This window comes from Rhizobium sp. K102, assembly GCF_022385315.1.
Lineage (GTDB): Bacteria > Pseudomonadota > Alphaproteobacteria > Rhizobiales > Rhizobiaceae > Rhizobium > Rhizobium croatiense.
Map to the genome: position 1 here is coordinate 2,280,442 of NZ_CP092436.1, position 25,910 is coordinate 2,306,351.

Genomic DNA, 25,910 nt, shown 5'->3' on the forward strand with positions numbered 1-25,910 from the left:
GATTCCTGGCTCGATGGGCGGGAGCTCTGGGTTATGCTTGCCGCTGAAGCGCCGCACATCTATTCAGACGCCGGCTGGGGTTTGGATCGAGTCGCCCGGGGGCCTGCTTCAATAATGCTGAGATTTTTTCGAATCGCCTAAGGAGCTTTCATGCCTGATTTCAAACTTCATTGCTTCGCTCTCTCCGGGAACTGTTACAAGGTCGCACTCTTCTTTGCGCTTGCGGGCATCGAATGGGAAAGCATTTTCGTTGACTATCTGGGCGGCGAAACGCGAACCGAAGAGTGGCGAAAAACGATCAACGAACAAGGCGAAGCGCCTGTGCTCGAACATGGCCAAACGAAGATCAGCCAATCGGGGATTATCCTGGACTACTTGGCAGAGGTGACAGGCCATTTCGGAGCGCAGACGGCCGAAGAACGACGCGATATCATGCGCTGGATCCTCTTCGACAATCATAAATTCACTAGCTATTACGCGACGCTGCGGTTCATGTATGGCCTCCAGAAGAGCGGCGAGACACCAGTCGTCGAGTTTTTAAGGATGAGGGCCAAGGCTGCCTATGCGATTGTTGACGAACACCTAGCCCACCGAGCCTTCATGGTTGGCGACCGACTGACGATCGCAGATCTCTCTTTGGCGGGCTACGTCTTCATGCCGGAGGATACCGGAATCGATCACAGCGCCTTTCCGGCTATTTCGGCCTGGAAAGATCGCATCAGCAACATGCCGGGCTGGCGCCACCCCTATGATCTCATGCCTGGTCCCACTTCCCTATAAACAGGATCGAGATCGACTTCGTAATGCAGCGGCCGCAAAAAACGCTGCACACTTTGCGCGACATGCTTCAGCGCCCCGGCACAGCCTTCAGATAGGCGGCGATCGCCTCGCGGTCGGCCGCCGGCAGACGGGCGATATTCTGCTGCACATCGACCATCGAGCCGCCGACACTATCGAAATCGGGGGTGAAGCCGGTTTCGAGATAGCTGGCGATATCGGCCTCGCTCCAGCCGCCGATGCTTTTCGACGCCGGGGTGATATCGGGTATGCGGCCCTTGCCTTCCGGATTGGGTGCGCCGGCGAGCCACTGGTCGGCCTGGAAGCCGCCGAGCGCATCGCGCGGCGTATGGCATTCGCCGCAATGACCGGGGCCCTCGACGAGATATTGCCCGCGCTTCACCTTGTCGTCGTTCTTGGCGAGTGCGACGCGCGGCTGATCGTTGAAATAAAGGAATTTCCAGCCGCCGAGCGCCAGCCGGATATTGTAGGGAAACGGCAGCTCATGCGGGGGCGTGGCGTTGGCGCTCTTCGGCAGCGTCTTCAGGAAGGCGAAGAGGTCATTGACGTCCTTGTCGCTCATCCTGGAATAGGAGCCATAGGGAAAGGATGGATAGAGATGCTGCCCGTTCGGCCCGACGCCGCGCTTCATCGCATTGCCGAACTGGGCGAGCGTCCAGCCGCCGATGCCGGCCTTTTCATCGGGTGAGATATTCGGCACGTGGAAGGTGCCGAAAGGGCTCTTCAGCGCCAGGCCGCCTGAAAGCGTCAGTTTCGCATCGCCTTCGGAACCGGGTGCTGAATGGCAGCTGACGCAGCCACCTGCCCAGAAGACCATCTCACCGTTTGCCGGGTCCGGCGCGCCGAGACCGGCCCAGTGGCTCTCCGGCAGCGGATCGGGCGCGGTGACAAGATAGAAGGCGGCACCGCCGAGCACGGCGACGCCGATCAGACAGAGCAGTAACCGGATGAACCTGCGGACCATGCCCCGCCTCCCCTTTCGCCGAGATTTCCCGGGCGGATATCAAGACGACCCGCGTCGGCGGCAAGGCCGGCGCGGATCGCACATAAAGATCCGGATCAAAACGGCCTATCGCTCACTTGCTAAGACGATAGGCCTTGTGACAGCCGGCGCAATTGGCGCCGAGGGTGTTCATCGTGGCGCCGACGGCAGCGGCATCGGCCGGAAGCTGAGCCAGAGCGGTTTCTGCATCGGCGGAAAGCTTTGCGGCGCGCGCCTTGAAGTCGTCCATGTTTTCCCAGACCTTCGGGCTCACCGCTTCGTCGCCCGTCTCCGTGCCCGGCTTGAACTGATCGGGGAAAACCTTGGAGGTTGTGGCAATCGTCGCAAGCGCCGTCTTTACCGTCTCGGCGTCATAGGGCTTCTCGCCCTTGGCGATGCCGGCCAGAGCGCCCGCCGAACCCCCGATCTTCTTCATCAGCGCAACGCGCGAATCATGGGTGCCTTCGGCGGCGGTCACCGAGCCGAAGGCCATGCCGGCCATCGCCGCGGCCGCAGCTACTGCTTTCCAATTCATATTATCCTCTCCATTCTTCCTCGGCCAAGGCGGCCGGTGGCCAATCTGCACCGGCAGCATGACAAAATCCATGGCGCAAGGCAGTCACGTTTTGCCGGAGGGACATAAAAACAATGTGATAAACCGCGACCAATCCAGAACGAGCCAGTGCCAGACAGGCCGCCAACGCTACCGAACGAAAACAAGGAAGCGCGTTCCCCAGGCGGCGCTGATACGACAATCCGGTCGCCTGCGCTCGGTATCTGAGCCGTTTTGAATCGCGTGCAGAGAAGCTTCAAATATTCGTTGCAGTGTAAAATTCAAACGGGACAATGTGCTGCGACACGGTTGGCGATCGGCCGGCATCGAGGGCTTCCGCCATTGCCCGCACCAGGGTCTCTCCCAGCAGCTTTGCCGGATGAGACAGGACGACCCTGATCAGCCCCTCAGCAAGACCGGCTCTTGTTTCATTGGTAAGCTCGTGAGCAATGACCACCAGGCGTTTGGCTGCCGGCCCACCATCCTCCCGCAGGGCTCGCATCACACCGGTGATGCCGCCACCGGCAACGTAGAGTCCGACCCAATTCGGCTCGGTCTGCAGAAGGCGTCGCGTCGCCTCATAGGCAATTTCGGGCTCTTCAAGGGTGGCAACAGTCTCCAGCATCTGGAAGCCCGGCGCGCTCTCCCGGAAATACGATCGAAACCCCATTTCGTTCAGCTCCTGGGCGAGATATCGGTGACTGCCGACGAAAACGGAAACCTTGCCGCCATTGCCATTCAGCCCGGCGATGAACCACGCGGCCGTGCGGCCCTTTTTGATGCAGTCGTTGCCGACATAGGCTGCGCGGGAGGCAGTGGAAATATCGGAAATCATGGTCACAACAGGAATGTTTTCTGCTGCAAGACCATCGACGGCGTGGTTCACCTGCGGGTGGTCGGAGGTGATCATTCCGATGACGTCGGCTTCGCGACTGAGAGCGTAGATCGCCTCGGCAGCCTTATCGGGCGCAAGATCGTCCATGAATCTAACGATGGCCCTTCCATGGGCATCGGGAAATGCTTCGGTCGCCGCGACGAGAATGTCGCTCCACATTTGATAAAGCTTGCGGTGAGACTGCTTGAGAAGAAATCCGAATTTGATCACCGGCTTGTCGTGCTCGAGTCGGCGAGCGATGGCCGTCACCCCGTGAAAGCCGATCTGCCGGGCGGCGTTCAGAACCCGCTCCGCCGTCTGCGGGCGCACCGGATCGCGACCGTTCAGCACGCGATCGACCGTTGAAATGCTCACATTCGCGGCCTTTGCCAAGTCAGGGATCGTTGGGCGAGACATACCGAACCTTTCAAAACTTGATGTTATCTATGAGAGTTTTTGGGAGAAAAATCCACCGGTTCGTTGACACTTTGCAAAATTTTCGCGATTTCATCTTCCAGCAAAAGCCAGTTTGGCGGGAGAGCTTGGGAGAGCTCTCTCATCTGGAGGAAATACTCTCATGTCTGCGACCTTGCAAAAGGTGGCGCCGCTTTCGGGCGGCGAAGGCCATCGCACGCCTATAGATAGCGGAACCGGCTTCGTTCTCGAAATGCGCTCAATCACCAAGGCCTTCCCCGGTGTTCTCGCGCTCGATGGCATGAGCCTGAAGGTTCGTGCCGGCACCGTCCATGTCCTCGTCGGGGAGAATGGCGCGGGCAAGTCGACGCTCATGAAGATTCTAAGCGGCATCTACGCGATCGACGGCGGAGAGATCCTTTTCAGAGGCGAAAAGCTCGACCATCAGAGCGCTGCAGCCGCGCTGGAGCGAGGGATCTCGATGATCCACCAGGAGCTCAGCCCGGTACTCGACATGACCATCGCCGAAAACATCTTTCTCGGCCGCGAACCTACTTATAGCAGGACGGGCGTTTTGTCCCGGTTCGTCGATTTCGACCGCATGAATTCAGATACGCAGACGCTGCTCGATCGTCTGGGCCTGAAATACAGCCCCCAAACCAAGATGCGAGACCTGTCCATCGCGACGATGCAACTCATCGAGATCGTCAAGGCGATTTCGCGCGAGGCCTCTCTGGTGATCATGGACGAACCGACGTCGGCGATCAGCGACACTGAAGTAGCGATGCTCTTCAGGCAGATCGCAGACCTGAAAGCGGCAGGCGTCGCGATCATCTATATCACCCACAAGATGGACGAAATCTTCCAGATCGCCGACGACATCACGGTGATGCGTGACGGCCAGTTCGTCGCTGCCGCCCCAGCGAGCGAATACGAGCCGGCAAAGCTGATTTCGCAGATGGTCGGCCGCACGATCTCCAGCATCTTTCCGAAAGAGGAAGTGCCGATCGGCGATGTCGTCCTTTCCGTCGAGAACCTCTCGCGTGACGGCGTTTTCGAAAATGTCAGCTTCGAGGTGCGTGCCGGCGAGATCGTTGGCCTTTCCGGCCTGATCGGCGCCGGGCGGACGGAAGTCGCCCGGGTGATCTTCGGCCTGGACGCGGCGGATGCGGGCGTCATCCGCCTGAACGGAAAACCGCTAAAGCTCACGTCGCCGAAGGACGCCATTGCCGACGGCATCGCCATGGTCTCGGAAGATCGCAAGGCGGAAGGTCTGGTGCTTTGCCGGTCCGTCGGCGAGAACATTTCGCTCGCGAACCTCAAGAAGTTCGCTTCCGGCCTTTTCATCAGCGAGCGGCAGGAAGAGACAGCTTCCCAGCGCATGATCAAGATGCTCCAGATCAAGACGCCCGATACGGCAATGATCGTGGAGAACCTCAGCGGCGGCAATCAACAGAAAATCGTTCTCGCCAAGTGGCTGCTGGGTGATCTGAAGCTGCTCATTCTCGACGAACCCACACGAGGCATCGACGTCGGGTCGAAATCCGAAATTCACAGACTGATGACCGAGTTCGCTCGTCAGGGGCTCGCGATCGTCATGATCTCATCCGAACTGCCCGAGATCCTCGGCATGAGTGATCGCGTGGTGGTGATGAGCGAAGGCCGGGTCACCGGCGAACTAACAAGAGCCGAGGCCACGCAGGAAAACATTATGCGCCTCGCCACGGGAGGACACTGATGAGTATTGAACGCGCAGACGCGGCCGTGAAACGAGAGGGCCAGGTGATTTCAGGCTCTCGGACCATGAGCTTTTCCCAGATCTACCGCAAATACGGTACAATCCTGATCTTCGTCGGTATCTGCGTCCTTGCCTCGATCCTGAGCCCGACATTTCTGACAGAAGCCAACCTCACCAACGTCCTGCGTCAGGTCGTCGTGGTGAGCCTTCTTGCGTGCGGCGTTACCTTCATCATCATTCTGGGACACATCGACGTCTCGCTAGGATCGGTCCTGGCGCTCTGCGGCGTCTTGGCAGCCAGCGTGATGGCCATGACCGGAAGCGTCATTCTGGCGGTCGCAGCGGGAGTGGCCGTCGGGATCGTCACCGGCATCATCAACGGCTTCGTCGTCACTTTCTTCCGCATTCCATCATTCATCATGACATTGGCCATGACGACGGTGGCACGCGGCACCGTGCTGCTTTACACGGGCGGTTCGCCGGTGACAGGACTGGGCGACTTCAAGGTGATCGGCCAGGGCTCACTCGGCCCGGTACCAATTTCCGTGATCGTTCTCGCGGTCGTTGTCGTCGTCTCCTGGATTCTTCTCAACAAGACCAAGTTCGGCCGATACGTCTATGCGGTCGGCGGTAATGAGCGTGCAGCTCGCGCTTCCGGCATCAATCCGGACAGCATCGTCGTGAAGGCCTTCATCTTCAACGGCATCCTGTGCGCCGTCGCAGGCATCGTCCTCATGTCTCGCATCAATTCCGGCCAGCCGGCCGGCGGCGTCGGCTACGAGTTCGATGCGATCACCGCGGTGGTCGTCGGCGGCACCAGCCTGATGGGCGGCACCGGAACCATCACCGGTACGATCATCGGGTCGATGATCATCGGCGTCATCAACAACATGCTCAATCTCATGAATGTCAGCTCGTACTGGCAGCAGATCATCAAGGGTCTGATCATCGCGATCGCCGTGATCCTCGATGTCTGGACCAAGTCTGCCCGCAGCAAAAAGAAGGCATGACCGACGTTCTTCGGCGGGGCCCGTGCCTGCTGCGGAACCACCTCTTTGTCGGCGGGGATTTCCCGCATTCGGAATGATCTGAAACTCTATGGGAGGACCCTATGAAAAGCATTTCCAAACTCGCTATCGCGTGCGCCATATCCTTTGCCGCGATCTCCACCGGCGCCGCATTTGCCGCAGACAAGTTCGTCGTCGGCTACGCCAACATGGCGGATACGGACGTCTTCGTCATGGCGCGCAAAAACGCCTTCATCGAAGCGTCGAAAACCGATCCTGCAGTCGAAGTGAACTTCTCCGACGCCAACAACGACGTCAGCAAGCAACTCGATCAGATCGACAACTTCATCGCGCAGAAAGTCAACGCGATCGTCGTCGTGCCGGTCGACTACCAAGGCATCGTACCGGGCGTCGAAAAGGCGAACCAGGCCGGCATTCCGGTCATCGCACTCGGCATCCAATCGGCAGGCGGCAAGTACACGTTCGTCGGCTCGAAGAACATCGACGCCGGCCGTCTTCAGGGCGAGTACATGAAGGAGCACCTGCCGAAGGACGCCAAGATCCTCTACCTCGAAGGCACGCCGGGGCTCTCGCACACGCAGGAGCGCAAGAAGGGCTTTGAGGATGCGCTCGGCCGTTCCGACGTAGCCACTCTCGCCAGCCTCTCGGCCAATTACGACCGCGCGGAAGGCATGAAGGTCACGGAGGACTGGATCCAGAGCTTTCCGAAGTTCGATGCGATCGTTGCAGCCAACGACCAGATGGCGCTCGGGGCGCTGGAAGCGCTTCAGGGCGCTGACCGCCTCAGGGGCGTGATGATTTCGGGTGTCGATGGCACGGCCGATGCTCTGAACGCGATCAAAGCGGGCACCATGTCGCAGACCATCTTCCAGGACGCCGCAGGCCAGGCGAAGGCCGCCTTCGAGGTCGTGGAAGGCCTGAAAAGGGGGAGGATGCTCCGGCCGAAAAGCTGGTGCCGTTCACTTCGATCACCAAAGACAACGTTGATCAATACGCAAAGAAGTAAGCCCTCCCAAGGGTGCGTGCCGGGATGGGGTTCCCGGCACGCATTTCGCACGAGGAGGCGCAATGCTTGCCGCAAATCGCTGATTCTCTAACGACAGGAAATATCGAAATGACAACAAGGATCGCCGTCATCGGGGCAGGACTGATGGGAGCCGATCATGCAAAAATCGTCGCGGAAGATCTGCCAGGGGCGAGCCTCCAGGTCGTTTGCGACATGGATGCGGACCGCGCCCGCAAGGTGGCGGACGCCTACAGCGCCCACGATGTCGACTCCGACCCCGACCGGGTCGCCACTCGTCCCGACGTGGACGCAGTGATCATCGCAAGCCCCGATTTCACGCATGCCCCCCTGTCGCTGTCCTGCATAAGAGCCGGCAAACGGGCTCTTTGTGAGAAGCCGCTATCGCAGTCCTCGAACGAATGCCTGGAGATCATGCAGGCGGAAGAAGCCGCGGGATCGAAGTTCATAATGCTCGGCTTCATGCGCCGCTTCGATCAATCCTATGTCGAAATGAAGCGGGCTCTGGCGCATGGCGCAATTGGCCGCCCCCTGATGATGCACAACTTTCATCGCAATGTCGCGACGCCCGCGTCGGACTTCACCGGTGCGATGGCGATCACCAATTCCGCCCCGCACGAATTCGATGTCGTCCGACACGTCCTCGACACCGAATACGTCTCGATCTCCGCCTTCCAGCCGAAGCGCTCCGATGCGCTGGTCGCACCGGTCTATATGGTGCTCGAAACGGCGGATGATCAACTCGTCAATATCGAGATCAACAATAACGCAGCCTACGGATACGACGTCCGCGCCGAACTGGTGGGCGAGAAGGCGACCATCGCCATGAACGCTGTCAACTACACCCGCGTCGACCGGGAACTCGGACAGAGCACAAGCTACGAGGCGGATTGGCGCAGCCGCTACGCCGAAGCCTATCGCCGCCAGAACCGCGCTTTCGTTCGGTTCGTCGAGACCGGAATCTTCCCGCACATCGCGTCGAGCAGTTGGGATGGATACTGCGCCGCGAAGGTCGCCGAAGCCGGCGTCAGGGCCTTGAACGACGGCCGCAAGATCCCCGTCGAAATGATTGCTAAACCGGAGTTTTACGCATGAAGCTTGGATTCGTATCAGACAGCCTCGGCGGCCTGCCCTTCGAGGCGATGCTGGACCACGCTCAAAGATTGGGCGTCTCCGGCGTCGAGGTCAATACCTGCGGCTGGTCGACGGCGCCGCATTTCGATCTGTCGACGATCCTGCGGGACAAGAGCGCGCAGAAATCATTCCTCGGAGCTTTCGCCGACCGGGAACTGGAAGTGATAAGCCTGAACGCCAACGGAAATCCCCTGCATCCAACCGATCTTGCCCAGGGACAGGGCCTTGAGGATACGATCCGCGCAGCCGGCGAACTGGGAATCAAGACGGTCTGTGCGATGTCGGGACTTCCAGCCGGGAATGCCACCGATACGATGCCGAACTGGGTGGTTTCCTCGTGGCCGCCGGAGACGCAGGCGATCCTTCGCTACCAGTGGGAGGAGAAGCTCCTCCCGTACTGGACCAAGATCGTGGCGCTCGCCAGGGATCACGGTGTGGAACGCATCGCGCTGGAACTGCATGGCAATCAGTGCGTCTATAACGTCCCCTCGTTGTTGAAGCTGCGCGAAGCCGTTGGCCCGGTCGTCGGCGCCAACCTGGACCCGTCGCACCTCTTCTGGATGGGTGCCGATCCTCTTGTCGCCGCAGAAGCGCTCGGCGAGGCCGTCTACCATGTGCATGCCAAGGACACCTTACTCAACGAACCGAAGCAAGCCGTCACAAGCCTTCTGGAGAATGGCAGCCTGATGGACATCCCGGCGCGCAGTTGGTCGTACATCACGCTCGGCTTCGGCCACGGCGAAGAATGGTGGCGGCAGTTCTGCTACCGGCTGAAGATGGCCGGTTACGACGGCTGGCTCTCGATAGAGCATGAGGACGTGCTTCTGAACAGCCTCGAAGGGCTGGAGAAGTCCGTCGCTCTGTTGCAGGGCGTGATGCCGGTCGCAGCCAGCGATTTCAAGCCGCAGGCGATCTAGTCGGAGCGAAACGCGTCTGTTTCGCGCATCTCATGTGAGGCGCCGCCTCCGTGCAGGCTCCGACCGAGATTGCATGAAGGCGGCTCTTTTGAAAGTGCGTGCAATGCTAAAGGATCGGAACTCTCCTCCCTCAACACTGCAAGAACTGAAGAACCTGATCGCCAGCCGGCAGCTGGTATTTCCCGGCAGTCTCGAACGGGTCGCAAGGGAGATCCTGGAAAGACCTGACATAACGGCCTTTGAAAGTGCTGCCGCGGTTGCGCGCAGGTGCCGCGTTTCTCCAGCAACGGTCCATCGGCTTGTCCGGTACATTGGGTTCCAGACATTCGGTGAGTTTCGCGCGATGATAAGACAACATCTCTGCAGCACTGCCGCAAGTCATCGCTGAAGATGCAGCGACTTCCGCTGCCGCATCGGCCCCAATCGGCAGATGCAGCAACGGTGCTCGACGATCGGGCTGAAGTGGCAGGACTTCGAGGCTCAGGCGCTTTTCCAACCCTGCCAGAGGCTAAGCGCTGACACTGCGACCAGGAGCAGTCCGGCGCAGCGGCCGACAAAGGCCGTCGCATCGGGGTTTGCCACGAGAAGATCGCGGCTGCGGCCGGCGGTCATCGCCAGCGTGCCGTAAATGGCGAACTGGGTGGCGACCGTCATGGCACCCATGATCAGGCCCTGCATCCAGACCGGGCCGTATTCCGGCCTCAGGAACTGCGGATAGACGGCGAACATGAAGATATAGGCCTTGGGATTGACCAGACAGGTGACGACGCCCTGGCGGAAAGCGCGCCAGCCGGAGCCCGCCTTTGCCGGCCCGACCGCCTCAACGGTGATCGAGCTGCGCATCAGCGAAATGCCGATCCAGATCATGTAGGCAACACCGGCAAAGAGCAGCACATTGAACAGCTGCGGCAGCATGGTGACGAGCAGACCGACGCCGGCCGCGCCATAGGCCGAATGCACGGCGCCGCCGGCCATGATGCCGCCGGTCGCGGCCAGTCCCCGCCTGATGCCGCCGGTCAGCGCATTGGCGAGCACGAAGAGCATGTCCATGCCCGGCACGATGATGATGCCGAACAGAAGGGTGAAGAAGAGCCATAGGTTTTCATGGTAGTTCATGTCAGTTACCGCCTTGTCGCTGCATGGGTCTTTTTGAAAGACCCTGATTGATTTCAATCCGATAGGCGGCTCTATACGCAAACCCAACTGACAGTGTATTGTCAGGAGCGTAAGGGATGGGAGAGGCAAAATGCGCAAGGCCTCGCGGCTTTTCGAGATCATTCAGATCCTGCGGCTCGCCAGAAAACCGATGACGGCGGCTGTCATGGCCGAGACGCTCGAAGTGACGGTGCGCTCGATCTATCGCGATATCGCCGCCCTCCAGGCGATGCGGGTGCCGATCGAGGGCGGGCGCGGCATCGGCTATATCATGCGGCCCGGCTTCGACCTGCCGCCGCTGATGTTCTCGATCGAGGAAATGGAGGCGATCGTGCTGTCGCTGGCGCTCCTCGAACGCACGGCCGACGAGGAGCTGAAGCAGGCGGCGCGCCGGGTCAACCAGAAGATCGCCGGGGCCGTGCCGGCGCCGCTGCGCCAGGCAATGGACAATAAGGCGCTTTATGCCTGGGGCTCGACCGCGCAGCCGGCCGGCTTCGACCTCGCGATCGTGCGCCGGGCGATCCGCGACGAACGAAAGCTGATGCTCGCCTACCGCGACGAACTCGGCCGCGGAAGCGAGCGGACGATCCAGCCGATCGCGCTGATCTATTATTCGCAGACCGCCAATATCGTCGCCTGGTGCGAGTTGCGCCAGGCGATCCGCAATTTCCGCAGCGACCGGGTGGAGCGCTGCGCGGCGGGTGACGATTTCTTCAAGGGCGACGGTGACAGGCTGCGGGAGCTTTGGACGAGTGGGTGGGCGGAGAAGGCTCTGGCGGGGTAACGAGCAGAGCGTTTGTGCGAACAGGTCTGGCAGCGCTTGAGGCACGAGCAGGAGGTCAATGTCATGCGACACCAGAGAGCGCCTTTCACAGGCTTCACCGCCACGCTCCTGACACGCCAGACCCAGGGGACTGCCGACATTTGCCCCACCCTCCGTCCTCCTCGGGCTTGACCCGAGGATCCACGCCGACCTCCATCAGCAGCGGGCATGGATTCTCGGCTCGAGGCCGAGGATGACGGAGGATGGGGTTGCGTCCCGCCAAACTCACCGTTGGCGGGTTGGGCGCTTCTTCGGAGAGGCACCCCGAATATCTCGGTCAATTTCTGTTATAGAGCCGGTAAAGGCAGAGCATGACGTAGGGAGGAGTTGGCCAACTTTTATCGGCAGTCCCACCCCGCCTGATGAACCAGCGTCCAACTCTCTTCCCGACCGAATCCGCGGATTTCAATCCGGTCGGCATAGACCTCGACAATCGCGAAGGCGTTTTCGCTTTCGGTGTCGACCACGCCCTTGAAATTGACGAAGTGGCAGGCGCCGGCCTTGCCGTAATTGCCGACGTGGTCGTGACCATTGAGATAGGCGACGACATTGGCCCGCGCGGCGAGCAGCGCGACGATACGCTCGCTGTCCCACATGCCGTGCTCGCTGGGCGGATGCACGGGATAGTGATTCATGACGATCACCTTTTCGCCGGCCTCGCCCGCTTTGGCGATTTCATCGGCCAGCCAGGCGAACTGCGCGTCGCTCAGCGCGGCATTCCAGCGATGGGCATTCCTGGCGCCGTTCTCCTGCAGCTTGGCCAACATCTCCGCGGCCAGGGCGCGATGCGGATGGCCTTCGGGCGGCGCGAAGGTGCTGACCTCATTGCCGTCGAGCACGATGAAGCGCCAGCCATGACGCGAGAAGCTGTAATAGGGCGACGGCATGCCGAGGCGTGTGGCGATTTCGGAGAGATGCCCCGCGGAGACCGAGAAATCGTGGTTACCGAGCAGGAAGAGCGCCTCGTGCCTGAGCTTTTCATAGGCCGGCAGGATATCGTCGAAGCTTGAAAAGCTGCGGTCGATGACATCGCCGAGCGTCATCACGAAGCTCAAAGCCTCGCCGTTGAAGATCTCGATCGCCTCGGTGACCTTGGCGAGGCTGTTGGCGTAGTAGCGGTCCATGGCCGCATGCGGAGGGATGGCCGCATATTGCGGATCGGCGATGATGCCGAAGCGGAACAAGGGAAGAGCGGACGAGGACATGGGGCGTGATTAGGTTCGACCGGTAACAAGGATGTGACGACGGATACGAAAACGAACACCCGGCGTTCGGGAGAACGCCGGGTGCAAGATCAAAGAGGCCAAGACATCGCCGCGGAAGGCGGCAAGTCCGGCGCCGCTTACTTCGTGGCTTCTTCGTAGCGCTCCAGGACGTAGTCCCAGTTGATCAGGCTATCGACGAAGGCCTCGAGATATTTCGGGCGGGCGTTGCGATAGTCGATGTAATAGGAGTGTTCCCAGACGTCGACGCCGAGGATCGGGGTGGCGCCGTGGACGAGCGGGTTTTCGCCGTTCGGGGTCTTGGAGATTTCGAGCTTGCCGTTCTTGACGGAAACCCAGGCCCAGCCGGAGCCGAACTGGGTGGCGCCGGCATTGGCGAAATCGGCCTTGAACTTGTCGTAGCCGCCGAGATCGGAGGTGAAAGCCGCTTCGAGCTTGCCCGGCAGCTTGTTGCCGCCGCCGCCCTTCTTCATCCACTTCCAGAAATGGATGTGGTTGTAGTGCTGCGCGGCGTTGTTGAAGAGGCCGGCATTGGTGCCGAAGGACTTCTTCACGACGTCTTCGAGCGACAGATCCGAAAGGCCGGCTTCGGCGGCGAGCTTGTTGCCGTTGTCGACATAGGCCTTATGGTGCTTGTCGTGGTGAAACTCCAGCGTTTCCTTCGACATGAAGGGGGCAAGGGCTTCGTAATCATAGGGAAGTTCAGGCAATTCGAAAGCCATGTCAGATCTCCTCTTGGCAATAGATTGCGTCATCGGCAGGTGAGGCGGAACATAGGAGGGGAACGGGGGAGAGGCAACCGGCGAAATATCAAAAAACGACCGGCCGGAGGAAAATTTGCCTCAGTTTCAGAGCTGGAATCGCGCGCTCAAATCGCCTGACATGCCCGCCCGGAAAACTGCTTCGAGCGCAATGCACAACAAGGGAGATCCGATATGAACAGGAATATAATCCGGCTTCCGGCCGCAGCCGCGCTTGCTTTTCTCGCAGGCGCGGCCCATGCCTCCTCCGACGAGGCTTGGCAGCAGTTCGCGGCCGATGTCGAGGCCAAATGCAGGAAGGCGGCGGTCGCGCTGGAGAAGCCTGCCGTCAGTGTCGATCCTTTCGGCACCGCCCATTACGGGCTCGCTTTGGTGACGGGAAAGCCGAAAGGCGCCAAGGGGCTCGTCGCCCAGATCTGCGTCTATGACAAGCAGGAGAAGTCGGTCGAGATCGGCAGCGCGATGGATGCCAAGAAGCTTGGGCTGGCGCCGGCCAAATAGCCGGCCGCCGTCACGGTTTGCGAACTCCAGTCACATTCCGGGCGGAACCCAAGCCCACCCTTAGGAGTTGACGTTCCGGGTTTTTAGAGCGCCGTGCGTCTGTGAGAGGCGCCGAGGCGCTCTATGTTTGTGATAAATGCATGATCCTTTTCAAAAATTGATTCCGATTCTTGGGGTTGTGCGCAGGAGGCTTAGGCATGTCGGAACTTCGCAACCGGGCGGAAGATCAGCAGAAAATCTATCAGCGCTGGGCACCGGTCTATGACCGCGTCTACCGCGGCATCCTGCGCGACGGCCACCGCAAGCTTGCCGCCCTTGCCGCTGCGGCCGGCACCGATATTCTGGAAATCGGCGTCGGCACCGGCCTGACGCTCGGGCACTATCCCAGCCGTTGCCGGGTGACCGGCATCGACATTTCCGAACATATGATCGCCCGGGCGCGCGAAAAGGTGCGGCGCGAAAAGCTGCAGCATGTCCAGACGCTCGAGGTGATGGATGCGCATGCGCTCGCCTTTGCCGACCAGTCTTTCGACGTGGTCTGCCTGCCATTCGTCATCACGCTCATTCCCGAGCCCGAGCGGGCACTGGACGAATGCGCCCGGGTGCTGCGGCCGGGCGGCGAGATCATCCTGGCGAGCAAGCTCGGCGACGGCGCCGGCCTGCAGGGCGCAATCGAAGCGGCGGTGGCGCCGCTGGTGCGTCACATCGGCTGGTCCTCCGCCTTCCGCATCCACCGCATCGTCGCCTGGGCCGAGCGTCGCGGCGATTTTTCCGCCGCCGATATTCTGCCGGTTTTTCCGAACGGTTTTTTCAAGATTGTCCGGCTGAAGCAGCGCGGACTTTCCGCCTGAGCAAAAAAATTTCCCGCATCGTGGATTCTGATGCTACCGTTCGTCAGAGGGGACTGCATGACATCGGATATCTTCTTCTTCATCGCCGTCGGCTTCTGCGCCCAGATCGTCGACGGCGCGCTCGGCATGGCCTTCGGCGTTCTGTCGACGACGAGTCTGCTGGCTTTCGGGGTGCCGGCCGCCAATGCCAGCGCCATGACGCATGTGACCGAAATGTTCACGACGGCAGCATCCGGCCTGTCGCATGCCTATCACCGCAATATCGACTGGCGGCTGGTGGCGCGGCTGGCTCCGGCCGGCATGATCGGCGGCGCGATCGGCGCCTATCTGCTGGCCAATGTCGACGGCAGGGTGATCGAGCCCTTCGTGTCGGCCTATCTGATCGCGATCGGCTTGTTGATTCTCTACAAAGCCTTTCGGCCGCCGGGCAGGCGCGAGGTGCGCGACTGGGCCGTGCCGCCCGTCGGGCTTTGCGGCGGCATCCTCGATGCGATCGGCGGCGGCGGATGGGGACCGGTCGTCACCAGCACGCTCGTCGGGCGCGGCCATGATCTCAAGCGGGTGATCGGCTCGACCAATTTCACCGAGTTCGCGGTGACGCTGACGATTTCTCTGACCTTCATCCTGACGCTAGGCTGGTCGGAGCTCAATTCGGCGATCGGCCTCATCATCGGCGGCGTCGTCGCCGCCCCGTTCGGTGCCATCCTGGTCAAGCGGCTGCCGGTGCGGGCGCTGATGGTGGCGGTCTCGATGATCATCATCACGACCTCGGCAATACGGCTCCTGTAACCGCCTCAGCCGCGATCAGAGATTCCGCCCGAAATAGACTTCTACGGAGGTGATCTTGTCGCCGCGGAAGCGAAGGCTCTCCATATTGCCGAAGCTGCCGCCGTCGAGTTTTTCGGCGCGGTAGCGAACGACTGCCTCGTCGCCGTCGATGGCCAGGAATTCGATGTGGATATCGCGGAAGAACGGTTCCTTCGGCCAGCAACGCTCGAAATAGGTCGCCCGGTCGATGTGATCGTCGCGCGGACTGGAGAAGGTGAAATCCTCCGTCAGCATCGCGCCGACTTTGTCCTTGCGGTCGTCGAGATAGGCGGCGTAGAGATCGCGAACTGTCTGTTGCCTCGTGTGCATGTCGCTCACGGCAATATCCTCCGATTACTGATTGCACCGCGCAATCAGTCTAGCACTTTTACCTGAGATGATCCAGATTGCGGCGCAACTGCGCCGGCAGGATCGATGCCGAGGCAAGGAATGACCCATACGCAATTGGACGCGGCGAGCGCCAGCGCAGGCTCAATCTACTGGAAGCGCAATCTCGCGGTCTCGCTGATCGGCTCCTTCACGACAATCGTGGCGATGACACTGCTGCTGCCCTTCCTGCCGCTCTATGTCGAGGAACTCGGTGTCAGCGATAATGCGGCGATCGTGCAGTGGTCGGGTATCGCCTATGGCGCCACCTTCCTGGCCGCCGCCCTCGTCGCACCGCTCTGGGGTCGGCTCGGCGACATTTATGGCCGCAAGCTGATGCTGGTGCGCGCCAGCCTCGGCATGACGGTAGCGATCTCGCTGATGGGCATGGCCGGCAATGTTTGGCAGCTGGTGGCGCTGCGCCTCTTCGTCGGCCTGGCCGGCGGCTATGCCTCCGGCTCGATGGTGCTGGTGGCGACGCAGACGCCGATGGACCGCTCGGCCTGGGCGCTCGGCGTGCTCTCCTCCGGCATCATGGCCGGCAATCTCGTCGGACCGCTCATCGGCGGGGCGCTGCCGCCTGTCATCGGCATTCGCGGCACGTTTCTCGCCGCCGGGGCCATGATTTTCCTCGCCTTTCTCGCCACCATCCTGTTGATCAAGGAGGAAAAATCGCCGGCCCGCAAACAGGCGGCCAGGGCGAGCGGCGGCTGGAAAGCCATCAGCGACAAGCGGCCTGTCGTCGCCATGCTGGCGACCGGCCTGCTGTTGATGTTCGCCAATATGTCGATCGAACCGATCATCACCGTCTATGTCGCGCAGATCGTGCCGGTCGCAACGCAGGTGACGATGATCTCAGGCCTCGTGATGTCGGCCGCGGCGCTCGGCAGCATTCTCTCGGCCTCCTGGCTCGGCAGGCTTGCCGACAGGATCGGCCACTGGCCGGTCATTGCAGGCGCGCTCGCCGTCGCCGGGCTGCTGCTGATCCCGCAGGCCTTCGTCACCAGTTCCTGGCAGCTGATCGTCCTGCGCTTCCTGATGGGCGCCGCCCTCGGCGGGCTGCTGCCCTGCATTGCTGCCGTCATCCGCCACAGCGTGCCCGATAGCGCGGCCGGCAGCATTCTCGGACTTTCGATCTCCTCGCAATATGTCGGCCAGGTGGCCGGCCCCGTCCTTGGCGGCTTCGTCGGCGGCCATATCGGCATGCGGGCGGTCTTCCTCGGCACCGCGGTGCTGCTTGTCGCCGGTGCGGCCTATGCCTGGATGGTGCGGCCTAGAACGATCGAGGCCGGATCGGGATCAGCTGCGCGCGCTGCCGCAGATCAGCTCGACGCCTGAGCGGGCGATTGCCTCCAGCGTCTCGCGGCTGTCGCCGGCGCGGGCGCGCACGGCGAGCGAATGCATGACGGCGGAGGCGAGCCTTGCCAGCATCTGCGGATCGGCGCTCTCGGGAAGCTCGCCGCGTTCGACGGCAAGGCGCATGCGCTTTTCGATCTCGCCGTCGAAATCGCTGAGGCTGCGGCCGAGCACCTCGCGGACCCGTTCGCGCTCGACCGCCTCGACGGTTGCCGTGCCGATCAGCAGACAGCCGCGCGCGGCGGTTTCCCCGTGCAGATAGACCGCCAGCGCGCCTTCATAGACGCGGGCAAGGTTGTCGCGCAGCGGCAGCGACGGGTCGAGCGCCTGGGCCAGCGCATCCATGCCGTCCTGCCGATACCCCTCCAACGTATCGAGATAGAGATCCTCCTTGTCGCCGAAGGCGCCGTAGAGGCTCGGGCGGTTGAGGTTGGTCGCCGCACTGAGATTGTCGAGCGAGGCGGCGGCAAAACCTCTGTCCCAGAAGACGTCCCGCGCCTTGGCGAGCGTTGCCTTGGCGTCGAAGGCCCTCGGGCGGCCGCGCTTCTTCTCATTTTTCATATTTTGTACCGCTTCGCATTAAATTCTTGACGAAGGCTATTTTATGCGAAACAGTACAGATGTTCAATGATATCGAACAGGCGGGCGCCGACCGCCTGCATGAGAGAGGAAATCGCCATGAAACTCTATATGAACGCCGCTGCCTGCTCGCTTTCGCCGCATATCGTCTGCCGGGAGCTGGGGCTTGATATCGAGCTCGTCGAGATCGATCGGGAGACCCAACGGACGAGCGACGGCAAGGACTATCTCGCCATCAACGGCAACGGCTATGTGCCGGCGCTGATGCTCGACGACGGCAAGGTGCTGACCGAGGGACCGGCAATCGCGCAGTTCCTCGCCGACAGCGTGCCGGAGGGCGCCGCCATGCTGCCCGAAGTCGGCAACCTCAGACGCAACGAGGTGCAATCCTATCTGAATTTCATATCCGCCGAACTGCACAAGCCGATGGTGCTGCTGTTCGACCCGGCTTATGCCAGCGTGCATGCGCAGATCCGCGCCCAGGTCGCAAAGCGGCTTTCCTGGCTGAGCGGCCGTTTTGCCGGACCCTATCTGACCGGCGAGGCCTTCACTGTGGCGGACGTCTATCTCTTCGTCTGCCTGAACTGGTCGCCCTGGACGGGCATCAATCTCAAGCAATGGCCGGCGCTGCACGGCTTCATGGCCCGTGTGGCGGCACGCCCGAAGGTGCGCGAAGCATTGCGGGCCGAAGATCTCGAGGCCTTCGATGCCGACGGCGTCTATTTTGCGCCGAATGCCTATCTCGCCTCGTCGGACTGGACGGGCGTGCCGGTGCAGCCTTAACCGCTCCTCAGAGCGCGTTGACGGCTACCGGCAGCGCGCGCTTATGGGCGGTGGCGCGATAGGCGGCGAGAATGCGGCGCCGGGCGATCTCGCCGACCGGCCGGCCTTCGAGAAAATCGTCGATCTCGTCATAGCTGACGCCATAGGCCTCCTCGTCGGGGCGCAGCGGCCGCTGGTCTTCCAGATCGGCGGTCGGCACCTTGAAGATCAGCTCGTCGGGGGCGCCGAGCCGCTTTGCCAAGAGGCGGACGCGGCGTTTGTTGAGGCCGGCAAGCGGCAGGATATCGGCGGCACCATCGCCGAATTTGGTGAAGAAGCCCATGACTGCCTCGGCCGCATGATCGGTGCCGATGACGAGGCCGCCGAGCGCGCCGGCCAAAGCGAACTGGGCGATCATCCGCTGGCGGGCCTTGATGTTGCCGAGGATGAAATCCTGCCGGCCGGCATCGGCGAAGGCAAGACCGCCATCTTGAGCGGCGGCCAGCATCGCATCCGCCGCCGCCTTGATGTTGACCACCATCGAGCGGTCGGCGCCGATCGTTTCCAGCGCCTTGACCGCATCAGCCTCGTCCGCCTGGACACCATAGGGAAGGCGTACGGCGATGAATTCGGCCGCATGGCCGCTGTCACGCAGCTCGCGCACGGCCTTCTGAGCCAGCAAAGCCGCCGTCAGCGAATCGACGCCGCCACTGATGCCGAGGACGTAGCCGCGCAAGCCCGAAGCGACGAGATAATCCTTGAGGAAAGCGGTTCGCCGTTCGATCTCCCGCTCAGGATCGATATCGGCGGCGACACCCAGCTCGCGGATGATCTCGCCTTGTTCGTCGAACAGCACGGTCATTAGCTCCTCCTCCCCGCTTACGGAATTCCGGCGCCACTATGGCGAAAAGATGGGGGAAGACGAAGCCGTTTCGGGCAGACCTGCCATGCATCCACCGCACACCTACTTCACGATGGTGAACAGCTCCGCCGGATCGGCAAACCCCTTCAGCCTATGCGCCCCGACCGACACCACATCCCCTGCCCCGGCGTCCCGGCGGAACGGCGCCGACATCAGCAAGGCTTCTCCCAGTTCGCCGCAGGCGGTCTGGATGCGGCTGACCAGGTTGACGTCGCGGCCGATCAGGGTGAAGTCGAGGCGGCGGCCGGAACCGATATTGCCGTAGCTGACTTCGCCGTAATGCAGGGCGATGCCGGCCTTCACGCCGATGCCTTCATATTGGAAATGATCGATCTCATCGAGCATGGCGCGGGCCGCGGCAAGAGCGGCGCCGCAGGAATGGGCCGCGTCATAGCCGGGGAAGAAGGCGAGCACGGCGTCGCCCATGAATTTCAGCAGTTCGCCGCCCTCGCGGGTGATGGCCGGCACGATCCTGTCGAAATAGGCGTTGAGCAGGCCGAGCACGGTGCTGCCGGGCAGCCGGTTCGACAGCTCGGTGAAGCCGCGCAGATCGCAGAGCAGCAGGGCTGCCTCCATCGATTCGATCTCGCCCTGGCGGATGCGGCCGGCCGAGAATCCGGCTTGCCGTCAGCGGACCGATATAGGTATCGAGCAGGCTGAGCTCGACCTGGCGAAGAATGCGCAGCTCGCTGGTGTTGCGCAGCGCCGGCAGGATGCGCTCGATCACCTGGCGCTCCGAGACGGTGAAACCGCCCGGCCGCCTGGTGCCGAAGACGGCGGCGCTGACCGGGCCGTCGACATTGCAGAGCGGCGCGATGACGAGCTGCATCAGGCCGCGATCGGCAAAGACATCGATATGCTGCCAGCGGCCATGGACGCTTTCGCCGGTATCGACGATCAGCGGCTCCCTGGTTTCCATGACCTTGCGCAGCGGCGTGTTTGATATCGCGACCCGCGCGCCATGTTCGCGGTCATGGATCTCGACCGGCTCGCCCGGCGCCCAGGCAACCGTGCGGCCAACGAGTTCGGGATGCAGGGTCATCAGATGCAGGGTCAGTCGGTCGACCGGCAGGCCGAGCGCCTGAAGCCGGCGGCCGAGGCCGGAGACAAGGCCGGCTTCATCGAGCGCGTGGCATTCGTCGCCGGAAAGCCACTCGATGATCGAGAGCAGCGCGCCTGTGCTGACGGCATGACCAGTGGTTGGCTGAAACCGGTCGAGATCGGGAGCGTGGATTGCTGAGGTCATGGTGTTCTCCCCGGAGACGGGTTAGTGGGCGCCGCCGCCGGCGAGCTGACCAGGCTTTTTCAGCAGCAGGCTTGCCAGCAGGGCGACGACGAGGGCGACGCCAAGCAGGAAGAAGGTGTCGCTGAAGGCCATGATATTGGCCTGCTTGCGTATCTTGAGCGCGATGGCAACGACGGCCTTGTGGCTGGCGAGCGCCTGATCGCTGACGCCGTGGCTCATGAAGTAGCCGGTGAGCCTGGCGATGCGATCGCGGGTGGCCTCCTCGAAGACCGAGACCGAATGGGTCAGGATGTTCGAGTGGAACTGTTCGCGCTTCGACAGGAAGGTCTGCAGCGAGGCGATGCCGACGGCGCCGCCGAGATTGCGCATCATGTTGAAGAGCGCCGAGGCCGAACCGGCATTCTCCTTCTCGATGCCTGATGTGGCGATCGCCGACAGCGGCGTGAAGACCAGCGCCTGGCCAATGGCACGGACGATGTTCGGCCAGAAGAGCTGGTCGCTCGCATAATCGCCGGTCATGTGCACGTTCATGAAATTCGAGGCGGCGAAGAGGGCAAAGCCGATAACGATCAGCAGGCGGACGTCGAACCGCTTCATCAGGCGCGGCACCAGCGGGATCAGCAGCAGCTGCGGAATGCCGGTCCAGGCCAGAACCATGCCGATCTGCTCGGAATTATAGCCCTGGATGCGGGTGAGATAGATCGGCAGCACGAAAACCGAACCGTAAAGCGCAATGCCGAGCAGGAAGTTGGCGACGATGCCGAAACCGAAATTGCGGCGCAGCAGCAGGCGCAGGTTCAACAGCGGCTCGGCCGTTCTCAGCTCGATGACGATGAACAGGCTCAGCGAGACGGCGGCGATAACCGACAGGCGGAGGATGAAATCGGAGCCGAACCAGTCTTCCTTGTTGCCCTCTTCCAGCACGGTCTGCAGGGCCGCCAGCCCGATCGCCATGGTGATGATGCCCGGCCAGTCACCTTTGGACAGCAGCTTCAGGTTCATCGGCGCCCGATCGAGCGAGGCCCAGAGCAGGCCGACCATCAGCGCGCCGGGCACCAGGTTGACGTAGAAGATATGTTCCCAGCCCCAGTTTTCGGTGAGGTAACCGCCGATCGTCGGGCCGATGGCCGGTGCGAAGGTGGCCGACAGGGCAAAGAGCGCCAGGCCGATCGGCTGCTTGGCCTTGGGCAGCAGCGTGATGATGATCGTAAAGGCCATCGGGATCAGCACGCCGCCGGAAAAGCCCTGAATAGCCCGCAGGATGATCATCTGCTGCAGGTTGGCCGCGAAGGCGCAGGCGACGGAGAAGATCAGGAAGAGGACGGCGTTGACCAGCAGATAGTTGCGCAGCGAGAAGACCCGCGCCAGCCAGGCGCTCAAGGGGATGACGACGATCTCGGCGATCAGATAGGAGGTCGAGATCCAGCCGCCGTCATCGGTGCCGGCGCCGATGGCGCCCTGAATATCGGCAAGCGAGGCATTGACGATCTGGATATTGAGGACCGCCATGAAGGCGCCGAGCGTCGAGCCGACAACGGCCGACCACATGCGAAGCGGGCTCATGGCGGCAGGTGTGGCGGGCGCTGCAGCGGCGGGGCGCGCAAGCGAATTGCCGTTTGCGGCGATCTGAAGAGTGGCCATGACCTATCTCCTTCCGGCTGTTGCGGAAACTTTCCGATGATGGGGTTCGGCGATATTTCGGGAGGAGAAGGATTATCCGGAGGCCCGGGAAGCCTCGCTCTGGGCAGCCTTGGTATCGACTTCGGGCTCGACCGACATGCCCGAGCGCAGCAGTCCGCTCAAAGCCTCATCGTCAATGACGATCTTGACGGGGATGCGCTGGACGATCTTGGTGAAGTTGCCGGTGGCGTTATCAGGCGGCAGCAGCGAGAATTCGAGACCGCTTGCCGGCGAAACGCTGTCCACATGACCTTTGATCGACATATTGGGAAAACTGTCGACCTTGATCTCGACCGACTGGCCGGGACGGACATAGGTCAGCTGCGTTTCCTTGAAATTGGCGACGACATAGACCGCGTGCAGCGGCACGACCGCCATCAGTTGGGTGCCGGAAGTGACATACTGGCCGACGCGGATCGAGCGGGCGCCGACCGTGCCGTCGACGGCGGCGACGATGTCGGTATAGGACAGGTTGAGTTCGGCCTGGTGGGCGGCCGCGGCCGCCCGGTCGCGCTCGGCAACCGCCTGTTCGCGCTGGCTCCGGAGCACCGGCACCTTGTTCTCAGCCGCAACGAGGGCCGCCCGGTCGCGCTCGACGGCGGCAGCCGCCTGGTCGCGGGCCGACTGGGTCTGTTCGGCGCGCGACTGGGTGCCGGCGCCGTTGGTGATGAGGCGGGCCGAACGCGCGGCGTCGGAGACGGCAAAATCGAGCGAGGCCTGCGAGGCGTCGATCGTCGCCCTGGCCTGCCCGATGACCGACTGCTGCAGGGCGATCTGGGCATCGATGTTGGTGATGGCGGCCTCGGCCGCCTTCAGATCGGCTCTCGCCTGCGAGAGTGCGGCCTGGAAGTCGCGGTCGTCGATGCGGGCAAGCACCTGGCCTGATTTGACCACGTCGTTGTCGTTGACCAGCACCTGCCTGACATAGCCGGCGACCTTCGGGGCGACGGTGGTGTAATCGGCCTTCACATAGGCATCGTCGGTGGATTCGATGAAGCGGCCGACGGTCCAGTAGCGGTAGCCGAAATCACCCGCGAAAGCGACGCCGGCAAGCAGCGCGGCGGCAATGACGGCGCGCTTGACGATGCTGCGGCCGGTCTTTTCAGGCGCTGCGGCAACCGGGGTTTCGGCAGCGGGCATCGCAGGCGCCTCGGCGGCCGGCGCCCTGGCGGCTTCCTCGGCCAAAATCCGCTCGGCCTCTCCGGCACTTTCGAAATCCTGCTTGCGGGGTAGTTCGACCATCGTCGCTTCCTTCGTCTGGCGCCCCGTTTCGGCGAGGCTTGTTCGATGCGAGGGAAGATGCGCCCTGCCATTCACTTTGATAATCTGCTTATATCGGGAAGGATCATCAACTCTCAGCGGATAATCCGAGGGCAATATGGATCGGCTGACAAGCCTTGCAGTCTTTGGCCGGGTGGTGGAATGCGGCGGGTTTTCCGCCGCCGCGCGCCGGCTCAACATGTCCGTCACCATGGTCGGCAATCATGTGCAATCGCTGGAGGAGCGGCTCGGCGTCAGGCTGCTCAACCGCACGACGCGCAAAGTCAGCCTGACGGAAACCGGCAAATATTATTATGAGCGCTCGTCGCAGATCCTCGCCGAACTCGATGAGGCGGACAGGACGGCCGGCGCGCTGAGCACGACGCCGCGCGGCACGCTGAAGGTCTATACCAGCAGCGCCATTGTGCGTTTCCTGCTGCCTGTGGTCAGCGAATTCATGGAGCTTTATCCGTCGATCTCGATCGATTTCAGCGTCGGCGAAGGGATGGTCGACATGATCGAGGATGGCTACGACCTGGTGATGCGCACCCTACCGCCGCCGGACTCCTCGCTCATCGCCCGCAAGCTGACGCCCTGGCGCCATATGCTCGTCTGCTCGCCGGCCTATTTCGAGAGCCACCCGATGCCGAACAAGCCGGCCGAGGTCGCCGATCACAATTGCCTGCAATATGCCTATTACCCCTATGGCGACGAATGGCGCTTCGAGGATGGCGACGGCAACAAGGAGAGCGTCAAGATCGGCGGCAACGTCGTCTCCAACAGCGCGGAGATGCTGCGTTTCCTGACGCTGAACGGAAACGGCATCTTCCTGGCGCCGAGCTTCGTGGTGTTCGACGACATCGCCGAAGGGCGACTGGTGAAGATCATGCCGGACTACCGGCCGGTGGAATTCAACATCAACGCCGTCTATCCCAACCGCAGCCACCTGCCGACCAAGGTGCGGCTGTTCATCGATCTCCTGGCGGAGAGATTTGCGGAACATCGGAAGTGGATGACGTGAGGGATGCGGATCTCGATTCTGCCGGGCCCGGGACCGCGCCAGCCCTGCGCTTGCGCTTCGGGCGTTCGCAGCTGCAATCGATTCACTGGATCGATTGCTTCGGCTGCGCCGAACCGCTGCTCACTCCTCACTCTCGCTTCTTCCGTGGGCCCAGTTCATGTAGAGCTCCAGCGCCTTGCGGGTGACGGGGCCTTCCTGGAAATCGCGGTCGTCGAGCCGGGTGACGCCGACGACTTTGGAGTAGTTGCCGGTGGTGAAGATTTCGTCGGCTGTGAGGAAATCCTCGACGGACAGGGTTGCTTCGACGACGTCGAAACCGGCCTTGCGGAGCAGGCCGATGACGCGGGCGCGGGTGATGCCGGCGAGGAAGGTGCGGTTGGCGGCCGGCGTCATCACCACGCCGTCGCGGACCATGAAGACGTTGGAAGAAGCGGTTTCGACGACATTGCCATTGAGATCGCGCACCAGCGCATTGTCGAAGCCGCGGCTGCGGGCTTCGGCGATCATGCGGCCGCTGTTCGGATAGAGCGAGCCGGTCTTCGCCTCGGTCATCGCCGTTTCCGGCGACGGACGGCGATAGGGCGAAACGGTGAGGCTGGTGCCGCCATGGCCGCCCATCGGCGCCTCGAACAGGCAGAGCGCGAAGCGGGTCGATGCCGAGTCGACGGAGACGATGCTGCCGGGCGAACCGTGTTCGCCCCAATACATCGGCTTGATGTAGATCGCCGTCGCGCCGTCGAATTTGCCAACGCCTTCCCAGGCAAGCGCGGCAATCTCCTCGGCCGACTTCACCGGCTTCAGGCCCATGGCGAGCGCCGAGCGGTTGATGCGCTGGCAGTGCAGATCGAGATCCGGGGCGATGCCGTCAAACCAGCGGGCGCCGTCGAAGACCGTGGAGCCGAGCCACATCGCATGCGAGGTCGGCCCGATCAGCGGCGGATTGCCGGGAAGCCATTCCCCGTCGACGTGAGTCCAGGTGGTGGAACGCGGTGATGTATCGACGGCCATTGCTGCTCTCCCTTCAGAATTCGGGAGAGCAAAAGCCCCGGCGGCGAGCCGGGTCAAGGACAAATCCCGGCCGGAAATACGGAAGCAAGAAAATGCCGGAGGACAG

General features: G+C 62.1%; 26 protein-coding genes and 1 pseudogene. 14 read left to right on the forward strand and 13 right to left on the reverse strand.

The features are described from left to right. Positions 1–150: 150 nt before the first annotated feature. Positions 151–780, forward strand: coding sequence for a glutathione S-transferase (locus MHI61_RS17230; RefSeq protein ID WP_239789834.1), 630 nt, complete (start codon positions 151–153; stop codon positions 778–780). 67 nt (positions 781–847) lie between these two features. On the opposite strand, the gene MHI61_RS17235 is transcribed toward MHI61_RS17230, so the two are convergent. From MHI61_RS17235 to MHI61_RS17245, 3 genes are all read right to left on the reverse strand, one after another. After that, positions 848–1,762 carry a cytochrome c gene (locus MHI61_RS17235; RefSeq protein ID WP_239789835.1) on the reverse strand — a complete coding sequence of 305 codons (915 nt, stop codon included), beginning with the start codon at positions 1,760–1,762 and terminating at the stop codon, positions 848–850. Between the two features lie 112 nt (positions 1,763–1,874). Continuing rightward, a complete protein-coding gene (locus MHI61_RS17240) occupies positions 1,875–2,315 on the reverse strand; it encodes a cytochrome c (RefSeq protein WP_239789836.1) in 441 nt (146 codons plus the stop codon). A 274-nt stretch (positions 2,316–2,589) separates the two neighbouring features. After that, the gene (locus MHI61_RS17245) at positions 2,590–3,624 is read right to left on the reverse strand and encodes a LacI family DNA-binding transcriptional regulator (RefSeq protein ID WP_097608502.1); all 1,035 of its coding nucleotides are present in this window, start codon (positions 3,622–3,624) and stop codon (positions 2,590–2,592) included. Positions 3,625–3,784: 160 nt separating this feature from the next. On the opposite strand from MHI61_RS17245, the gene MHI61_RS17250 reads away from it, so the two are divergent. The 6 genes from MHI61_RS17250 to MHI61_RS17275 all read left to right on the forward strand — a co-directional run bounded on the left by MHI61_RS17250 (position 3,785) and on the right by MHI61_RS17275 (position 9,850). Continuing rightward, complete coding sequence (locus MHI61_RS17250; RefSeq protein ID WP_239789838.1) at positions 3,785–5,359, forward strand: sugar ABC transporter ATP-binding protein; 1,575 nt, start codon at positions 3,785–3,787, stop codon at positions 5,357–5,359. Further along, positions 5,359–6,369 (forward strand): ABC transporter permease, encoded by a 1,011-nt coding sequence (locus MHI61_RS17255; RefSeq protein WP_239789839.1) that lies wholly within the window; start codon positions 5,359–5,361, stop codon positions 6,367–6,369. The genes MHI61_RS17250 and MHI61_RS17255 overlap by 1 nt, the downstream gene beginning before the upstream one ends. A 101-nt stretch (positions 6,370–6,470) precedes the next feature. After that, a complete protein-coding gene (locus MHI61_RS17260) occupies positions 6,471–7,484 on the forward strand; it encodes a sugar ABC transporter substrate-binding protein (protein ID WP_239789840.1) in 1,014 nt (337 codons plus the stop codon). A gap of 17 nt (positions 7,485–7,501) precedes the next feature. Beyond that, a complete protein-coding gene (locus MHI61_RS17265; protein ID WP_239789841.1) occupies positions 7,502–8,506 on the forward strand; it encodes a Gfo/Idh/MocA family oxidoreductase in 1,005 nt (334 codons plus the stop codon). Then, positions 8,503–9,462: a sugar phosphate isomerase/epimerase gene (locus tag MHI61_RS17270; protein WP_239789842.1), complete on the forward strand. Its 960-nt coding sequence runs from the start codon at positions 8,503–8,505 to the stop codon at positions 9,460–9,462. The genes MHI61_RS17265 and MHI61_RS17270 overlap by 4 nt, the downstream gene beginning before the upstream one ends. Before the next feature lie 103 nt (positions 9,463–9,565). After that, complete coding sequence (locus MHI61_RS17275) at positions 9,566–9,850, forward strand: MurR/RpiR family transcriptional regulator (RefSeq protein WP_239792862.1); 285 nt, start codon at positions 9,566–9,568, stop codon at positions 9,848–9,850. Positions 9,851–9,942: 92 nt separating this feature from the next. On the opposite strand, the gene MHI61_RS17280 is transcribed toward MHI61_RS17275, so the two are convergent. Further along, positions 9,943–10,578: a LysE family translocator gene (locus MHI61_RS17280; RefSeq protein ID WP_239789843.1), complete on the reverse strand. Its 636-nt coding sequence runs from the start codon at positions 10,576–10,578 to the stop codon at positions 9,943–9,945. 130 nt (positions 10,579–10,708) lie between these two features. Here MHI61_RS17280 and MHI61_RS17285 point away from each other — a divergent pair, with 130 nt between their 5' ends. Further along, complete coding sequence (locus MHI61_RS17285; RefSeq protein WP_239789844.1) at positions 10,709–11,401, forward strand: YafY family protein; 693 nt, start codon at positions 10,709–10,711, stop codon at positions 11,399–11,401. A gap of 377 nt (positions 11,402–11,778) precedes the next feature. Here MHI61_RS17285 and MHI61_RS17290 read toward each other — a convergent pair whose 3' ends face one another. Both MHI61_RS17290 and MHI61_RS17295 read right to left on the reverse strand, forming a co-directional pair. Beyond that, the gene (locus MHI61_RS17290; protein WP_239789845.1) at positions 11,779–12,645 is read right to left on the reverse strand and encodes a metallophosphoesterase; all 867 of its coding nucleotides are present in this window, start codon (positions 12,643–12,645) and stop codon (positions 11,779–11,781) included. A 137-nt stretch (positions 12,646–12,782) separates the two neighbouring features. Continuing rightward, positions 12,783–13,385, reverse strand: a complete 603-nt coding sequence (locus MHI61_RS17295) for a superoxide dismutase (RefSeq protein WP_008528928.1) — start codon at positions 13,383–13,385, stop codon at positions 12,783–12,785. Between the two features lie 213 nt (positions 13,386–13,598). Between MHI61_RS17295 and MHI61_RS17300 the strand changes: the two genes are divergently transcribed. The 3 genes from MHI61_RS17300 (at position 13,599) to MHI61_RS17310 (ending at position 15,565) form a co-directional block, all read left to right on the forward strand. Next, on the forward strand, positions 13,599–13,925 hold the full coding sequence (locus MHI61_RS17300; RefSeq protein ID WP_239789846.1) for a hypothetical protein: 327 nt from the start codon (positions 13,599–13,601) through the stop codon (positions 13,923–13,925). 197 nt (positions 13,926–14,122) lie between these two features. Next, positions 14,123–14,776 carry a class I SAM-dependent methyltransferase gene (locus MHI61_RS17305; RefSeq protein WP_097580120.1) on the forward strand — a complete coding sequence of 218 codons (654 nt, stop codon included), beginning with the start codon at positions 14,123–14,125 and terminating at the stop codon, positions 14,774–14,776. A 57-nt stretch (positions 14,777–14,833) separates the two neighbouring features. Next, entirely contained in the window at positions 14,834–15,565 is a 732-nt protein-coding gene (locus tag MHI61_RS17310) for a sulfite exporter TauE/SafE family protein (RefSeq protein WP_239789847.1), read from the forward strand. Between the two features lie 15 nt (positions 15,566–15,580). On the opposite strand, the gene MHI61_RS17315 is transcribed toward MHI61_RS17310, so the two are convergent. Then, complete coding sequence (locus tag MHI61_RS17315) at positions 15,581–15,922, reverse strand: nuclear transport factor 2 family protein (protein WP_097580118.1); 342 nt, start codon at positions 15,920–15,922, stop codon at positions 15,581–15,583. A 111-nt stretch (positions 15,923–16,033) separates the two neighbouring features. Here MHI61_RS17315 and MHI61_RS17320 point away from each other — a divergent pair, with 111 nt between their 5' ends. After that, positions 16,034–17,308, forward strand: a complete 1,275-nt coding sequence (locus MHI61_RS17320) for an MFS transporter (protein WP_239789848.1) — start codon at positions 16,034–16,036, stop codon at positions 17,306–17,308. Here the strand turns inward: MHI61_RS17320 and MHI61_RS17325 are convergent. Beyond that, on the reverse strand, positions 17,270–17,887 hold the full coding sequence (locus MHI61_RS17325; RefSeq protein ID WP_239789849.1) for a TetR/AcrR family transcriptional regulator: 618 nt from the start codon (positions 17,885–17,887) through the stop codon (positions 17,270–17,272). The two genes, MHI61_RS17320 and MHI61_RS17325, sit on opposite strands and share 39 nt — an antisense overlap. 117 nt (positions 17,888–18,004) lie before the next feature. On the opposite strand from MHI61_RS17325, the gene MHI61_RS17330 reads away from it, so the two are divergent. Further along, a complete protein-coding gene (locus tag MHI61_RS17330; RefSeq protein WP_239789850.1) occupies positions 18,005–18,688 on the forward strand; it encodes a glutathione binding-like protein in 684 nt (227 codons plus the stop codon). A 7-nt stretch (positions 18,689–18,695) separates the two neighbouring features. Here the strand turns inward: MHI61_RS17330 and nadE are convergent, their stop codons facing one another. The 4 genes and pseudogenes from nadE to MHI61_RS17350 form a co-directional block, all read right to left on the reverse strand. Then, positions 18,696–19,529, reverse strand: coding sequence for an ammonia-dependent NAD(+) synthetase (nadE, locus tag MHI61_RS17335; RefSeq protein WP_239789851.1), 834 nt, complete (start codon positions 19,527–19,529; stop codon positions 18,696–18,698). A gap of 102 nt (positions 19,530–19,631) precedes the next feature. Further along, positions 19,632–20,835 (reverse strand): annotated as a pseudogene (locus MHI61_RS17340) (adenylate/guanylate cyclase domain-containing protein). Between the two features lie 21 nt (positions 20,836–20,856). Beyond that, positions 20,857–22,476 (reverse strand): MDR family MFS transporter, encoded by a 1,620-nt coding sequence (locus MHI61_RS17345; RefSeq protein WP_239789852.1) that lies wholly within the window; start codon positions 22,474–22,476, stop codon positions 20,857–20,859. Positions 22,477–22,548: 72 nt separating this feature from the next. Beyond that, complete coding sequence (locus MHI61_RS17350; RefSeq protein ID WP_239789853.1) at positions 22,549–23,757, reverse strand: HlyD family secretion protein; 1,209 nt, start codon at positions 23,755–23,757, stop codon at positions 22,549–22,551. A gap of 136 nt (positions 23,758–23,893) precedes the next feature. On the opposite strand from MHI61_RS17350, the gene MHI61_RS17355 reads away from it, so the two are divergent. Then, positions 23,894–24,796, forward strand: coding sequence for a LysR family transcriptional regulator (locus tag MHI61_RS17355; protein ID WP_239789854.1), 903 nt, complete (start codon positions 23,894–23,896; stop codon positions 24,794–24,796). 120 nt (positions 24,797–24,916) lie between these two features. Here MHI61_RS17355 and MHI61_RS17360 read toward each other — a convergent pair whose 3' ends face one another. Then, entirely contained in the window at positions 24,917–25,804 is an 888-nt protein-coding gene (locus MHI61_RS17360) for a branched-chain amino acid aminotransferase (RefSeq protein WP_239789855.1), read from the reverse strand. Positions 25,805–25,910: the final 106 nt, after the last annotated feature.